At 68.9% G+C, this 14381-nt stretch carries 13 protein-coding genes; 7 read left to right on the forward strand and 6 right to left on the reverse strand.

Annotated features, from left to right (window positions below; all coding sequences use genetic code 11):
* Positions 1-18: 18 nt before the first annotated feature.
* Positions 19-1131 carry a serine hydrolase domain-containing protein gene (locus tag ACO06I_RS14680; RefSeq protein ID WP_421933304.1) on the reverse strand — a complete coding sequence of 371 codons (1113 nt, stop codon included), beginning with the start codon at positions 1129-1131 and terminating at the stop codon, positions 19-21.
* Complete coding sequence (locus tag ACO06I_RS14685) at positions 1128-3371, reverse strand: TonB-dependent receptor (RefSeq protein WP_421933305.1); 2244 nt, start codon at positions 3369-3371, stop codon at positions 1128-1130. Before ACO06I_RS14685 ends, ACO06I_RS14680 begins: the two co-directional genes overlap by 4 nt.
* A gap of 159 nt (positions 3372-3530) precedes the next feature.
* Here ACO06I_RS14685 and ACO06I_RS14690 point away from each other — a divergent pair, with 159 nt between their 5' ends.
* Positions 3531-4796 (forward strand): TetR family transcriptional regulator, encoded by a 1266-nt coding sequence (locus tag ACO06I_RS14690; protein WP_421933306.1) that lies wholly within the window; start codon positions 3531-3533, stop codon positions 4794-4796.
* Here ACO06I_RS14690 and ACO06I_RS14695 read toward each other — a convergent pair.
* The 3 genes from ACO06I_RS14695 to ACO06I_RS14705 form a co-directional block, all read right to left on the reverse strand.
* On the reverse strand, positions 4793-6433 hold the full coding sequence (locus tag ACO06I_RS14695; RefSeq protein ID WP_421933307.1) for an MFS transporter: 1641 nt from the start codon (positions 6431-6433) through the stop codon (positions 4793-4795). The genes ACO06I_RS14690 and ACO06I_RS14695 overlap by 4 nt on opposite strands.
* Positions 6434-6626: 193 nt before the next feature.
* Positions 6627-7118, reverse strand: a complete 492-nt coding sequence (gene bfr / locus ACO06I_RS14700) for a bacterioferritin (RefSeq protein ID WP_421933308.1) — start codon at positions 7116-7118, stop codon at positions 6627-6629.
* Between the two features lie 111 nt (positions 7119-7229).
* Entirely contained in the window at positions 7230-7415 is a 186-nt protein-coding gene (locus tag ACO06I_RS14705) for a (2Fe-2S)-binding protein (protein WP_421933309.1), read from the reverse strand.
* Positions 7416-7624: 209 nt separating this feature from the next.
* Between ACO06I_RS14705 and ACO06I_RS14710 the strand changes: the two genes are divergently transcribed.
* The 6 genes from ACO06I_RS14710 to ACO06I_RS14735 all read left to right on the forward strand — a co-directional run bounded on the left by ACO06I_RS14710 (position 7625) and on the right by ACO06I_RS14735 (position 12429).
* Positions 7625-8746: a cytochrome ubiquinol oxidase subunit I gene (locus tag ACO06I_RS14710; RefSeq protein ID WP_421933310.1), complete on the forward strand. Its 1122-nt coding sequence runs from the start codon at positions 7625-7627 to the stop codon at positions 8744-8746.
* 66 nt (positions 8747-8812) lie between these two features.
* Entirely contained in the window at positions 8813-9460 is a 648-nt protein-coding gene (thiE, locus tag ACO06I_RS14715) for a thiamine phosphate synthase (RefSeq protein WP_421933311.1), read from the forward strand.
* A 67-nt stretch (positions 9461-9527) separates the two neighbouring features.
* On the forward strand, positions 9528-10097 hold the full coding sequence (efp, locus tag ACO06I_RS14720; protein WP_421933312.1) for an elongation factor P: 570 nt from the start codon (positions 9528-9530) through the stop codon (positions 10095-10097).
* Positions 10097-10891 (forward strand): inositol monophosphatase family protein, encoded by a 795-nt coding sequence (locus tag ACO06I_RS14725; RefSeq protein WP_421933313.1) that lies wholly within the window; start codon positions 10097-10099, stop codon positions 10889-10891. Before efp ends, ACO06I_RS14725 begins: the two co-directional genes overlap by 1 nt.
* A gap of 66 nt (positions 10892-10957) precedes the next feature.
* Positions 10958-11980, forward strand: a complete 1023-nt coding sequence (locus tag ACO06I_RS14730; RefSeq protein ID WP_421933314.1) for a glycerophosphodiester phosphodiesterase — start codon at positions 10958-10960, stop codon at positions 11978-11980.
* An 89-nt stretch (positions 11981-12069) separates the two neighbouring features.
* Positions 12070-12429 carry a GIY-YIG nuclease family protein gene (locus ACO06I_RS14735; RefSeq protein WP_421933315.1) on the forward strand — a complete coding sequence of 120 codons (360 nt, stop codon included), beginning with the start codon at positions 12070-12072 and terminating at the stop codon, positions 12427-12429.
* 3 nt (positions 12430-12432) lie between these two features.
* Here ACO06I_RS14735 and ACO06I_RS14740 read toward each other — a convergent pair whose 3' ends face one another.
* Positions 12433-14283, reverse strand: a complete 1851-nt coding sequence (locus ACO06I_RS14740) for an ABC transporter transmembrane domain-containing protein (RefSeq protein WP_421933316.1) — start codon at positions 14281-14283, stop codon at positions 12433-12435.
* Between the last annotated feature and the right edge of the window lie 98 nt (positions 14284-14381).

A 14381-nucleotide genomic window follows, 5' to 3' on the forward strand; every position in this document is an offset into this window, starting at 1 on the left:
GCGGCGGCTTCATTCGTTTCAGGCCAACCCTTCATAGGCCGCGGCGATCAGCGCCACGTCGCGGGGGTCGCCCACTAGGTCGGTCCCCATGCGGTTCATGGCGTAGGCGATGGCGGTGCGCGCCACCGGGTCCACCACCACGAAGGAGCCGCCCCAGCCGGAATGGCCGAAGGCGCGATCCTGGGGGCCATAGAGGCCGTCAGTGTTGAGCAGGAACCCGGCGCCCCAGCGGGCGCGAATCCCCAGGACCTCGTCGACCCCCTCAATCTGCTTGGCGGTGGCTTGGGCCAGGGTCTGGGGTTTCAACACATCGCCCGCCGCCACCGCTCCGAACAGCTTGGCGAGCGACCGGGCGTTGGAGAAGCCGTTGGCGGAGGAAAGCTCGCAGGCCCGCCAGGCGGCCGTGTTGGGCAGCAGGGGCTCGATCACCGGGTTGGTGTAGGCGGCCACCTGGGAGGGGTTGAGGTCGGTTCCCATGTTCGAGGTGGCGAGTTCCGGCGGCGCGATCATCTCAGCCCGCCGCACCTCCTCCGAGACCGGAAGACCGAGGGTCAGGTGCAGTCCCATGGGACCGGCGAGGTCACTGGCGATGAACTGCCCCAGGCTCTGACCGGTGATCCGGCGGAACAGTTCTCCCGCCAGCACACCGATGGAGATGGCGTGGTATCCGGACCGCGAGCCCGGCGGCCACAGCGGTTCGGTCGCCGCCAACCGAGCGGCGGCCTTGGGTTGATCGTAGAAGTCCTCGACCACCGCCGGATCACGGAAGCTGCACAGGCCCGCCTGGTGCGACAGGAGCTGGGCGATGGTGACCTGGTCCTTGCCTTGGACGGCGAACTCCGGCCACCAGCGGGCCACCAGATCGCCGTAGGCCGCCTGCCCCCGGTCCACCAGCATGGCGAAGGCCAAGGCGTTCACCGCCTTGGTGGTGGACCAGACATTGACCACGGAGTCGGCGGCCCAGGGCCGCGTCCCCGCCGCGTCCAGGCTCCCGCCCCAGAGGTCCACCAGCAGTTCGCCGTCCTTCACCACGGCCAGGGAGGCGCCGACATCACCCCGCTCGGTGAAGTTCTCCTCGAAAGCCCTGGCCAGGGCCGCGAAGGCCGGGGTGGTGGTTCCTTGGATGCTCATCGGAAACTCTTGGAGAAGGAGACGCCCCAGGTGCGCGGCGCGCCATAGACCCGGAAGCCGACCCCTAGCGGCAGATTGTTGACCCCCTGGGTGACGTAGCGCTCGTCGGCCAGGTTCTTGCCCCAGACCGCCACCTCCCAGTCGGCGCCGGAGAACAGACTCGCCCGGGCGTTCCACAGCCAGTAGCTCTGGGTGGCGATCAACGGATCGTTCAGCGCATCCTTGAACATGTCGTCGGCGTAGCGGCCGTCGACCTGGACCCTGGCCTGGATGTTCTCGCCCAGGTCGGCGGTATAGGCCGCCGAGAGGTTGAAGCTGACCTCTGGCGCGTCGGGCAGCTTGTTACCCTTCGGCGTGATCCCGAAGGAGGAGGCGAACTCCCCCAGCTCGGTGTGCAGCAGACCGAGGCCCGCCGTCAGGTCGAGCCCCGGAAGCGCGGCCGGCGACCACATGCCGTCGAGGTCGGCGCCATAGATCGTGGCCTCCTCCACATTGCCCAGCCGCTGGATCGGCAGGCCGCCGGAGGTGTCGCGGATAAAGGTCTGAACATCGGAATAGTCGTAATAGAAGACGCTCCCCGACCAGGAGAGGCCGGCGGCCGACAGGCGCTGCTTCACGCCAGCCTCATAGGCGATCAGGGTCTCGGGGCCGTAGGGCTGGAGCTGGCCGGAATTGGTGGCGACGCCGGAGAAGAAGCCGCCGCTCTTCACCCCCTGGCTGATGGACCCATAGACCAGCAGGGTGGGGTCGGGCTTCCAGTTGAGGCCGACCTTCCAGGACCAGTTGGTGTCGTCGATGGTGGCGTCCACCACCGCCAGCGGGATCGGCGGGGCGCCAAAGGGCGCGCCGGTCAGGGCGCTGCCCGGCGGCTGGGAGACCAGGTCGAGGGTCGCCCCGACATCGGCCTTCTCCTCCCAGGTATAGCGCAGGCCGGCCACCAGGCTCAGCGTCGGGCGCAGGTGGTATTCGATGTTTCCGAAGGCGGCCGCCGACTTCGAGGTCTGGTTGGAGAAGGTCAGGCTGGTGGTGTTGAAGAGGTCCTGCAGGGCACCGTCATAGGTCATCTCCACCCGATCCCGCGAAGCGAAGGCGCCCACCAGCCAGTCGCTGAGCTCGCCCGCGCCGGAGAGCCGCAGTTCCTGGGAGACCTGGTTGATCTTGTCGTGCTCGACGAAGTCGGTCTGGCGGAAGGGGCCCGCGTCGGTGTCGGCGCCCCACTGACGCTTGAAGTCCACATAACCGGTGATGGAGGTCAGCGTCGCCCAGCCCAGGTCGGCGCTGATCCGCAGGGTCGCCGCCCGCTGATCGACGTCATAGGTGGGATCCACCGAGTACTCGCCCTTGAAGGGGTCGCCATCGATGTCGCGATAACCGAGGAAGTCGGTGCAGCCCGGAGAGCCGGGGCAGACCAGGCTGGCCGGGGCGCCCGGAGGCGCCAGCAGGCCGAAGAACTCCGGCGCGCCGGCCTGGGAGCGGAACTTCTGGACCTCCAGCTTCAGCAGGACGTCGAGGTCGTCACTGGGCGCCCAGCGCGCCTGCAGCCGGCCCAGGCCCACCTTGCGGCGGCCGAAGTCGGTGTTGGTGGCGCGGTTGAAGAAGAAGCCCTCGTCCTGCTTGACCCCCTTGCCGCTGAGCCGCACGGCGAAGGTGTCGGAGAGGGGCGCATTGACCATGCCCTCCAGCTCGCCGGTCTTGTAGTCGCCGTAGCCGCCGGCGATCCGCCCCTCCATCCCGCCGAAGGTGGGCCGGGCGGTGAGGATGTTGATGGCGCCGGCCGTGGAGTTGCGGCCGTAGAGGGTCCCCTGCGGACCTTTAAGCGCCTCCATCCGCTCCAGGTCGAAGAGGTCGAAGTTCATCAGGGCCAGGGATGAGAGATAGACCTCGTCCACATAGACCCCAGCGCTGGGATTGTTGGTGGCGGAGAAGTCGTTGAGGCCGACGCCGCGGATGGTCACCACCGGCAGGATGCCCGGCATGTTCTCCTTGATGTCGACATTGGGGGTGAAGGCCGTCAGGTCGCTGACCTGGGTCACCCGGCGGGCCGCAAGGTCGGCGCCGGAGATCACCGCCACGTTGAGGCCGACGTCCAGGGTATCCTGGGCCCGCTTCTGGGCGGTGACGGTGATGGCCTCCAGTTCGATGACCGGCTCGTCCGCCCGCGCCAGACCGGCCCCGGCCATCATCAGGGCCGCGGCCCCCACGCCGGCGACCAGCCGCGCGCGTCCCGATTGCTGAGTCATCCCTCGCCCTCCCTAGGCCTGTCGTCTGGCGCCCTTCCCGGGTCACCATTTTTTCGACACTTGAGTTTGTTTGGATAACGACACGCACAGTTTCTCGCGTCAAGTTTTTCGACATTGAAGTAGGTTTGCTGTATCTGATGACCAGGAACGTGGGAGCCCATGGCGCAGGACGAGTCGGGAACGGGGCGGCCAAAGCCGGCGCGCAAGCGCGCCGCGCGCCGCGACCTGCTGCTGGACGAGGCCGCGCGGCGCATCAATGCGCAGGGCGCCGGGGCCATCGTGCTCAACGACATCGCCGAGCAGGTGGGGCTGTCGCGCAACGCCCTCTACTACTATGTGGCCGACCGCGCCGACCTGGTGTTCCGGACCTACCTGCGGGCCTGCGAGACCATGACCGACGACTTGGTCACCGCCCATGAGCAGGGACAGACCCCGGCCGAGCGCCTGGCCCTGTTCATCCGCACCTCGCTGGCCTTTGAGCGGCCCGCCCAGGCGGTGCTGAGCGACATCGACTTCCTGCCCGAACCGCAGCGCGGCCTGATCCGCGAGCACCACGGCCGCAACGTCGGCCACCTGCGGGCGATGATCGCCGAGGGGGTGGCGAGCGGCACCTTCCGCCCCTGCGAGACCGAGGTGGCGGCACAGGCCCTGATCGGCATGCTGTCCTGGGCCAGACTCTCGGCCGGCTGGCTGGGATATCGCGACGGGCGGGCGGCGAGGAAGCGGATGATCGCGGCGATCAGCGACCTCTTCCTGGGCGGCTTCGGCGCGGGACCGGAGACCGGGCGCTGCGAGATCGACGTGGAGGTCCTGACCGCCAGGCCCTTCAACGCCTTCGACCGCCGCCAGACCAACGAGATCAAGATCACCCAACTGATCGCCGCGGCCTCACGCCTCTTCAACCGGCGCGGCATCGACGGGACCTCGCTGGATGAGATCAGCGCCACGGTGGGGGCCACGAAGGGGGCGGTCTATCACTATTTCGACGACAAGGCCGACCTGGTGGTGCGGTGCTACCGGCGGGCCTTCGACCTCTATGACGTGTTCATGGACACCGCCGTCGCGACGGGCGGGACCGGCTTCGAGCGCGCCCTGATCTGTCTGCACCTGAACGTCCAGGCCCAGGCCGGACCGCTCTCGCCCCTGATGCTGCAACCCGGACGAACCGCCCTGCCGGCCGACGCGGTGGCCCGCTTCAGCCAGTCCTCGCGCAAGCTGCGGATGACCTCGACGCGGAGCCTGAAGCAGGGGGTCGCCGACGGCTCCTGCCGGCCCTGCGACGCGACCTTCGCCGCCGAGGTTGCGGCTGGCATCTTCCTGTGGCTGCCCAAGTGGCTGCCGGAGGCCTATCCGCTCAGCCCCATGAAGATCGCCGACGAGATCACCGACCTCTTCGCCCTGGGGCTGGAGACCCGCGCGGCCTAGTCGTCGATATTGGCCCCGCGCATCTCCTTCACGAAGAACGCGCCCACCACAACGGTCACCGCGGCGATGACGATGGGGTACCAGAGGCCGTAGTAGATATCGCCCGTGGCGGCGACCATGGCGAAGGCCGTGGTGGGCAGGAAGCCGCCGAACCAGCCGTTGCCGATGTGATAGGGCAGCGACATTGAGGTGTAGCGGATCTTGGCCGGGAACATCTCCACCAGGGCCGCGGCGATCGGGCCATAGACCATGGTCACATAGAACATCAGCAGGAACAGCAGCCCCACCACGGCGGGCTTGTGAACGAGCGCGCTGTCGGCCTTGGCCGGGTAGCCGGCGTCTGAGAGGGCGGCGGTCAGGGTCTTGGCCCAGGCGGTCTTGGCGGCGGCGAACTCCGCCTTGGGCAGACTGGTCCCGTCCAGGCTCGCCACCTCGACGGCGCCGATCCGCACCACGGCCAGGGTCCCGGCCGGGGCGGCCTGGTTCGAATAGGAGACCCCGGCGGTGGCGAGGGCCGACTTGGCCACGTCGCAGGAGGAGGTGAAGGCCTTCTTGCCGACGGGATCGAACTGGAAGGCGCAGTCGGCGGGGTCGGCGATCACGGTGACCGGGGCGCTGGCGGTGGCGGCCGCCAGGGCGGGGTTGGCGGCGGCCGTCAGGGCCTTGAAGATCGGGAAATAGGTGAGCGCCGCCAGCAGGCAGCCCAGCAGGATGATCGGCTTGCGCCCGATCCTGTCCGACAGCCAGCCGAACACCACGAAGAAGGGCACGCCGAGGATCAGGGCGAAGGCCACCAGGGTGTTGGCCAGCGCCCCGTCCAGCTTGAGCATCTTCTCCAGGAAGAACAGGGCGTAGAACTGGCCGGTGTACCAGACCACCGCCTGGCCGGCGGTAAGGCCGGCGAGGGCCAGCAGCACCAGCTTGAGGTTGCCCCACTCCCCGAAGGCCTCGGTCAGCGGCTTCTTTGAGGTGGTCCCCTCGTCGATCATCTTCTGGAAGACCGGGCTCTCGTGCAGCCGCAGGCGGATCCACAGGGAGACCGCCAGCAACAGGGCCGAGACCAGGAAGGGGATGCGCCAGGCCCAGGCCTTGAAGACCTCTTCCCCCAGGCTGGTGCGGACCGCCAGGATGACGATCAGGCTGAGGAAGAGGCCGAGCGTCGCGGTGGTCTGGATCCAGCTCGTATAGAGGCCGCGCTTCCCCGGCGGCGCGTGCTCGGCGACATAGGTGGCCGCCCCGCCGTACTCGCCCCCCAGGGCCAGGCCCTGGATCAGGCGCATGACGATCAGGGCCACCGGGGCGGCGACGCCGATCTGGTCATAGCCGGGCAGCAGGCCGACGGCGAAGGTCGAGAGCCCCATCAGCAGCATGGTGACCAGGAAGGTGTTCTTGCGGCCCCAGAGGTCGCCGAGGCGGCCGAAGACCAGGGCGCCGAAGGGACGCACCGCGAAGCCCGCGGCGAAGGCCAGCAGGGCGAAGATATAGCCGGTGGTCTCGTTGACCCCCGAGAAGAAGTGCTGGGTGATGAAGCCGGCCAGGGAGCCGTAGAGGTAGAAGTCGTACCACTCGAACACCGTGCCCACCGAGGCCCCGGCGATCACCATGCCGTTGCCGCTCGCGCGCTTTTCCTGAGCCATGACGCCCTCCCCCGAAGTTTCGAAGGCGAGCCTAGCTTCAATTGCGCGGGTGTCGACCTTCCGGGAGAACCTGGACCGACTTAGAGCACGTCAGGCGGAAGTGGATACCGGTTCCGCCGCCCGACGTGCTCTAATGTTTTAAGTCTAGACCCTTCTTGCCGTCTCAGATGAGTCCATCTGAGACGGTCAGGGTCTAGTGGCCTTCGCCTCCGGCGAGTTCACCCATGGCGCTCTGCAGGTAGTTCTGCTCACCCAGCTGGCGCACCAGGCTGATCTGGGTCTCGAGGAAGTCGATGTGCTCCTCGGTGTCGGTGAGGATCTCGCGCAGGATCTGGCGGCTGACATAGTCGGCCGAGTCCTCGCAGAGCTTGATGCCGCGCACCTGGTCGGCGCGGCCGCCGACCTCGACCGCCAAATCGGCCGCCAGGCACTCGGGCACGTTCTCGCCGATCTTCAGCTTGTGCAGGTCCTGCAGGTTGGGCAGGCCGTCCAGGAACAGGATGCGCTTGATGAGCTTGTCGGCGTGCTTCATCTCGCCGATCGACTCCTCGTAGGTCACCGCTCCCAGACGGGCCAGGCCCCAGTTCTGGTACATCCGCGCGTGCAGGAAGTACTGGTTCACCGCGGTCAGCTCATTGGTCAGGACCGCGTTGAGCAGCTGGATGATCGCCTTGTCGCCCTGCATGTGAGCCTCCGTGAATTCGCCCGTCAGGCGCGCAACCTCAGGCGGAGCGCGGGACCTGTCAAAGCCTATGTTCGAAACAAGCCCGCCCGGCCTCGCCGGCCCCGGCGGAGGCTATTCGGCGGCGTAGCGCAGGGCCTCGCCCTGTTCATCGACCATCTGCTTCATGTCGCAGACGCAGCGGGCGCACTGGGGCTTGGCCCCGCAGGCGCGGAAGATCTCGGCCGGGCGCTGGGCGCCCCCCTCGATGGCGGCGCGGACGTCGCGTTCGCGGATGCCGTTGCAGTTACAGACGTACACGGGGACTCTTCCCTCCGACTACGCCTCCATCTCTACCAGATGCGAACGCCGTTGCAACTCATTATCATCTTGGTTCCGAGCCTCGCGGTATGGGCGCGACGGTTTGTCGCTAAACCCACGCTTGGCGTCACACGTTATCCGGGATGAGAGTGGCGCCCTTGGTCCGTGGGCGCCTCTCACCGGCCACCTCGCGAAAAAGGGCCGCGGACATGGAGGTCGACGCCCTCTTGCTGTCACGGCTGCAGGCCGCCGCCCTGACCGCCGCCCACATCACCTTTCCAAGCCTCACCGTGGGACTGGCCGGCTATCTGGCGGTGCTGGAGGGCCTGTGGCTGGGGTCGGGCAACCGGGTCTTCGAGACGCTCTACGCCTTCTGGCTGAAGATCTTCGCTGTCTCGCTGGGCATGTGCGTGGTGACCTTGGCGGGGCTGGGCTGCGAAATCGCCGCCAACTGGAGCCTGCTCTCCACGCCCTTCGCGCCGCTGCTGGCGCCCCGGCCGGCCGCGGCCTTGATCACCGCCGTCGCCCTGGAGACGGGGCTGCTGGCGGTCATGCTGCTGGGGTGGCGGAGGCTGGACCCGCGGCTGCACCTGGCCGCCACCGTCCTGGCGGCCCTCGGCGCCCTGCTGCTCTCCTTCTGGCTCGTGTCGGCCGCCGGCTGGATGCAGCATCCGATCGTCCTTCCGGGGCCGACCGCGGCTGAGCCCGCGACGATCGGCTGGCGGGCGGCCGTGCTGTCGCCGGGCTTCCCGTCCCGCTTCGCCCATCTGGCGCTGGCCTCCTACCTGACCACGGCCCTGGTGGTCGGGGCGGCCTCGGCCTGGGGTGTGCTGAGGGACCCGGAGGAGGCCGAGTCCGCCACCGCCCTGCGCATGGGAGTGGGGTTGGTGGCCATCGCCGCCCCCCTGCAGCTGGTGACCGGCGGCGGCTGGACCGGCGACGCGGCGATCCTCGAAGTGTCCCGGGCCTATCAGGTGATGGTCGGGCTCGGCGTGGCGATGATCGGCCTGGGCGTCTGGGGCGCCTGGCTTTCCTGGCGCAACAGCCTGGCGCGGACACCCGTCTATCTGATCGCGGCGATGGTCATGGGGCCGACGGGATTTGTCAGCGTGGTCGCCGGCTGGACGCTCACCGGGCGAGGGCTGCCGGCCTTCGTCGTCCACGACCTGTTGCGCGCGGCCGGCGGGGCCGCCTCGGTGACGGCGCCGGTCTCCCTGCTGGCGGTCCTGGCCCTGCACGGCCTGGTTCTCGGCCTCGGCGCCCTCTACGTCCTGCGCCTGATCGGCCAGGGCCCGGCGAACGGCGAGCCGCCCGACGTGGCCCATCCCTGAGCGCGGCCGGCCCCCCGGCGATCAGCCTCTCCCCAGGACGGGACGGGATGGGGTATTGGACAGTCCATGACCCCGTCCTGCCGCCTCTACCTGATCACCCCGCCCCGCATCGACGACCTGGTCGCCTTCGGCAGGACCCTGGCCCACGCCATGGACGCCGGAGACGTGGCGGCCGTGCAGATCCGGCTGAAGGACCAGCCCGAAGAGGTGATCGCCGCGGCGGTGGACGTGCTGTCGCCGATAATCCAGGCCCGTGGCGCGGCGGTGATCCTCAACGACGATCCCGTCCTGGCGGCGAAGCTGAAGTGCGACGGGGTCCATATCGGCCAGGACGACATGCCGCTGCCCCAGGCCCGCAGGATCATGGGACCGGACGCGATGATCGGGGTGACCTGTCACGACAGCCGGCATCTGGCCATGGAGGCCGCCGAGGCCGGAGCCGACTATGTCGCCTTCGGCGCCTTCTTCCCCACCACCACCAAGGATGCGCCCACCCGCGCCGAGCCGGAGATCCTGTCCATCTGGCAGGAGGTGATGGAGACCCCCTGCGTCGCCATCGGCGGGATCACGGTGGAGAACGCGCGCGGCCTGGCCGCCGCCGGGGCGGACTTCCTGGCGGTCTCGGCCGGGGTGTGGAGCCATCCGGAGGGGCCGGCGGCGGCGGTGAAGGCCCTGAACGAGCAGATCGCGCTGGGCGTCGCCGACAGGGCCTGACCCCCTCGCCTTGCCTTAGGGGCCCGCGCCCACTAGGTTCCGCGCCTCAAATTTCGCAAAGAACCTCATGTCCAAAATCAACGCCGTCTCGATCAAGCCGGGAAATATCCTGCAGCATGACGGGGGACTGTGGGTGGCCGTGAAGGTCGTGCACGTGAAGCCCGGCAAGGGCGGCGCCTTCGCCCAGGTGGAGCTGAAGAACATCGAGGACGGCCGCAAGCTCAACGAGCGCTGGCGCACCTCCGACACGGTCGAGCAGATCCACCTCGACCAGAAGGACTATTCCTTCCTTTACGAGCAGGGCGACATGCTGGTCTTCATGGACCAGGAGACCTACGAGCAGATCGAACTGGCCAAGGACTTCGTCGGCGACGATCAGGTCCGCTTCCTGCAGGACGGCATGGTGGTGAAGCTGCAGCTCTTCGAGGAACGCCCCATCAGCATCACCCTGCCCGATCAGGTGGTCCTGACCATCGTCGAGGCCGACGCCGTGGTGAAGAACCAGACGGCGTCCTCCTCGTACAAGCCGGCCAAGGCGGACAACGGCATGCGCATCCTGATCCCGCCCTATATGGAGGCCGGCGAACGCGTCCTGGTCTCCACCGAGACCGGCGAATACGTGCGCAGGGCCGACTGATGTCCACCCAAACCGCCCTCCTGAAGGTCATGTCCGACGCCGCCCGCAAGGCGGCCCGCGGCCTCAACCGCGACTTCGGCGAACTGACCGAGCTGCAGGTCTCCAAGAAGGGAGCCGCCGACTTCGTCTCCGCCGCCGACCTGAAGGCCGAGCAGACCATCTTCGAGATGCTGCAGAAGGCCCGTCCCGGCTACGGCTTCCTGGGTGAGGAACGCGGCCTGATCGAGGGCACCGACAAGACCCACACCTGGATCGTCGACCCGCTGGACGGCACCACCAACTTCCTGCACGCCATCCCCCACTTCGCCATCAACATCGCCCTGCAGCGCGAGGGCGCGATCGTGGCGGCGGTGACCTACAATCCGGTGACCAACGAGCTGTTCTGGGCCGAGAAGGGCAAGGGCTGCTTCGTCAACGACAAGCGCCTGCGGGTCGCCGCCCGTCAGCACCTCGCCGAGAGCGTGCTGGCCACCGGCATCCCCTTCCTGGGCCACGGCCAGCACGCCACCTTCCTGAAGGAGCTGCACCAGATCAGCCAGCGGGTCGCCGGCGTGCGCCGGTTCGGCGCGGCGGCCCTGGACCTGGCCTTCGTGGCCGCCGGTCGCTTCGACGGCTACTGGGAGCGGGACCTGAAGCCCTGGGACCTAGCGGCGGGCCTGCTGCTGGTGAGCGAGGCCGGCGGCAAGGTGACCAGCGCCGAGGGCGACGAGGATGTGCTGGGTTCGGGCAGCATCTGCGCCTCCAACCTCGAACTGCATCCCCTGATCCTGCAGCGCCTGCGCGCCGCGGCCTGACCGACCTCCGACTGGTTCTGGTCCAGGCTTGACGATACCGTCACAGGCGCCGGCTAGATCGGAGCCATGACCCTGACCCGACGCGCCTTCTCCGCCGCCGCCGCCGCGGCCCTCGCCGCCACCCCGGCCCTCGCCGCCGGGGCCCGCCGGCCCATCGTGATCGCCCATCGCGGCGCCAGCGGCGAGCGGCCCGAGCACACCCCCATGGCCTATCGGCTGGCCATAGAGGAAGGCTGCGACTTCATCGAACCGGACCTGGTGCTCACCAAGGACGGCCACCTGGTGGTCCGCCACGAGAACGAGATCGGCGGGACCACCGACGTGGCCGCCCGTCCGGAGTTCGCGGCGCGCAGGACCAGCAAGGTGGTGGACGGCGAGCAGGTTGAGGGCTGGTTCGCCGAGGACTTCACGCTCGCCGAACTGAAGACCCTGCGGGCCCGCGAGCGGCTGCCGGAGCTGCGGCCGGCCAGCGCGGCCTTCGACGGCCGCGAGGCCATCGCCACCTTCCAGGAGGTGGTGGACCTGGCCAAGGCCGAAACCAAGCGGGTGGGCCGGACGATCGGCGTCTATCCGGAGATGAAGCATCCGAGCTTCCTGGCCAGCCTCGGCCTGGTTATCGAACCGCGCCTGGCCGATGCGCTGAAGGCCAACGGCCTGGACAGCCGCACGGCGCCGGTCTTCGTCCAGTGCTTCGAGACCGCGCCCCTGAAGACCTTCGCCAAGCTGTCCCGGGCCCGCCGGGTGCGGCTGGTGGCCGGCGACGCCAAGGACCTGGTGACGGCGGCGGGCCTCAAGGACATCGCCACCTATGCCGACGGCGTGGGTCCCGACTGGTCGCTGGTGGTTCCGACCCTCGACGGCGCCCTCGGCCCGCCCACCAGCCTTGTGGCCGACGCCCACGCCGTGGGCCTGGCGGTGCATCCCTGGACCGTGCGGGCCGAGAACCGCTTCCTGCCGGAGACGCTTCGCAGCGGGACCGCCCCGGCCGCCCACGGCGACGTGGGCGCCGTCTACCGGGCCCTGTTCGCCGCCGGCGTCGACGGCCTGTTCAGCGACTTCCCGGGTCTGGCGGTCAAGGCGCGGGGCTAGTTGCTGCTCATCTGGACCGCACCCTAAAGTGTCATCCCGGTTTCCGCGTAGCGGAAGACCGGGACCCAGAGACACCGAGGCCAGCCGCCTTGTCCTATTTCGTCTACATTCTCGCCAGCCGGCAGCACGGCGCGCTCTATGTCGGGGTGACGAACAGCCTGGAGCGCCGCATCGCCGAGCATAAGGCCAAGGAAGTCCCGGGGTTCACCAAGCGGTATGGCGTCGACCGCCTAGTCTGGTGGCGAGCCTACCGCGAAGTCACCGAGGCCATCCACTTCGAGAAGCAACTGAAGCGGTGGCGCCGGAACTGGAAGGTCAATCTGATCGAGAGTGAAAACCCTCAATGGGGCGATCTCTACCCGTCGATGATGGCGCCCGTTCCAGATGGGCCGGTGCTTCTGGGTCCCGGTCTTTCGCTTCGCGAAAACCGGGATGACACGGAGATTTAGAGGTTAGGCCGCCGCGTCCCCGAACTGCAGGGACGCCAGCCGGGCGTAGAGGCCGCTCTTGGCGAGCAGTTCGTGGTGGGAGCCCTGTTCCACCACCCGGCCCTTGTCCATGACCACGATGCGGTCGGCCTTGAGCACGGTGGCCAGGCGGTGGGCGATGACCAGGGTGGTGTGGCCCTCCATGGCCTCCTCCAGCGCCCGCTGGACCAGGCGCTCGTTCTCGGCGTCCAGGGCGCTGGTGGCCTCGTCCAGCAGCAGGATGGGGGTTTCGCGGATCAGGGCCCGGGCGATGGCCAGGCGCTGGCGCTGGCCGCCGGAGAGGCTGCGGGCCCGTTCCCCCAGCGGGGTGTCGAAGCCCTGGGGCAGGGCGTCGAGGAAGCCGTCGGCCTGGGCGGCGCGCGCCACGGCGCGGACCGCCTCGAGGTCGGCGCCCTCGCGGCCGAAGCGGATATTGTCCAGGGCCGAGCCGGAGAACAGCGGCGAGTCCTGGGCCACCAGGGCCATGCGGGCGCGCACCTCGGCGGGGTCGGCCTCACGGACATCGACGCCGTCCACCTTCACCGTGCCGAACTGGGGATCATAGAAGCGCAGCAGCAGGCGGAAGACCGTGCTCTTGCCGGCGCCGGAGGGGCCCACCAGGGCCACCCGCTCGCCGGGCGCCACCCGCAGGTCGAAGCCCTGCAGGGCCGGCAGGTCGGCGCGGCCTGGATAGGCGAAGGTGATGTTGGAGAACTCGATCTCGCCGCGCGGCGGGGCCGGCAGGTGCTTGGGCACGGCCGGCGCGGCGATGCCCGGACGGGCCGAGAGCAGGTCGGTGATGCGCTCCATCGCCCCGGCGGCCTTCTGGACGTCGCCCCAGGTTTCGCCCAGCGCCCCCACGGAGCCCGCGGCCATCACCGAGAGGAAGGCGAACTGGAACAGCGCCCCCCAGGTCATGTCGCCCCGCAGGCCGGCATGGACGCCGAGCCAGAAGATGCCCACCACCCCGCCGAACACCAGGGTGATCACCGCGGCGATCATCCCGGCCCGGGCGGTCATGCGGCGCAGGGAGGTGCGGAAGGAGGCCTCCACGGCCCCGCCGAACACCGCCGCGCCGGCCGCCTCGCGCCCGAAGGCCTGGACGGTCTCCAGGGCGTCCAGGGTCTCGCCGGCGTGGCCCACGGCCTGGGCGAACTGGTCCTGGGTCGAGGCGGTCAGCTTGCGCACCTTGCGGCCGAACAGAAACAGCGGCGCCAGGACCACGGGGATCAGCACCACCACCATGCCGGTGAGGTGCGGACTGACGATCACCATCAGGATCAGGGCGCCGATCAGCATCAGCAGGTTGCGCAGGGCCACCGAGATGGAGGTGCCGATCAGGCTCTCGACGATCTGGATGTCAGTGGTCAGGCGCGAGAGCACCTCGCCGGTGCGCATGTGCAGGAAGAAGGCCGGATCCAGGGTCAGGATGTGGGCGTAGGTGGCCTTGCGCAGGTCGGCCACGATCCGCTCGCCCAGCTTGGTGACGAAGAAGTAGCGCATGGCCGAGGAGACGGCCAAGGCGACGGCCACCACCCCCATCAGCCAGAACCACTGGTCCACCGAGGCCCCGGTGGTCCGCGCCTTGGTGAGGTGATCCACCAGCAGCCGCACGGCGCCCGACAGGCCCAGCGTCGAGGCCGCCGCGGTGATCAGGAAGACCCCGGCCAGGGCGACATCGCCCAGGTGGGCCTTCAGGAAGGGCGTCAGGGCCGCCAGGGGTTTGATGTTGCGGCTCTTGGGCCGGCGCTCGGCGGCCTCGGAGATATCCTGGGCGAGAGACGCACCCACGGTCGGTCGGCCATCGACAGCCGGCCCGGACCCAAAATCACTCATGAAAACCCGCGCCCTTGCTCTTGCCCCGCCTTTTCCTGTATAGGCGCGGCTCCGTTCGATCCGCCTGCCGGCGGAGCGATTATTCTATGGCCGCTCCT

This window comes from Phenylobacterium sp. (assembly GCF_965229015.1).
In the GTDB taxonomy this organism is placed as follows: domain Bacteria; phylum Pseudomonadota; class Alphaproteobacteria; order Caulobacterales; family Caulobacteraceae; genus Phenylobacterium.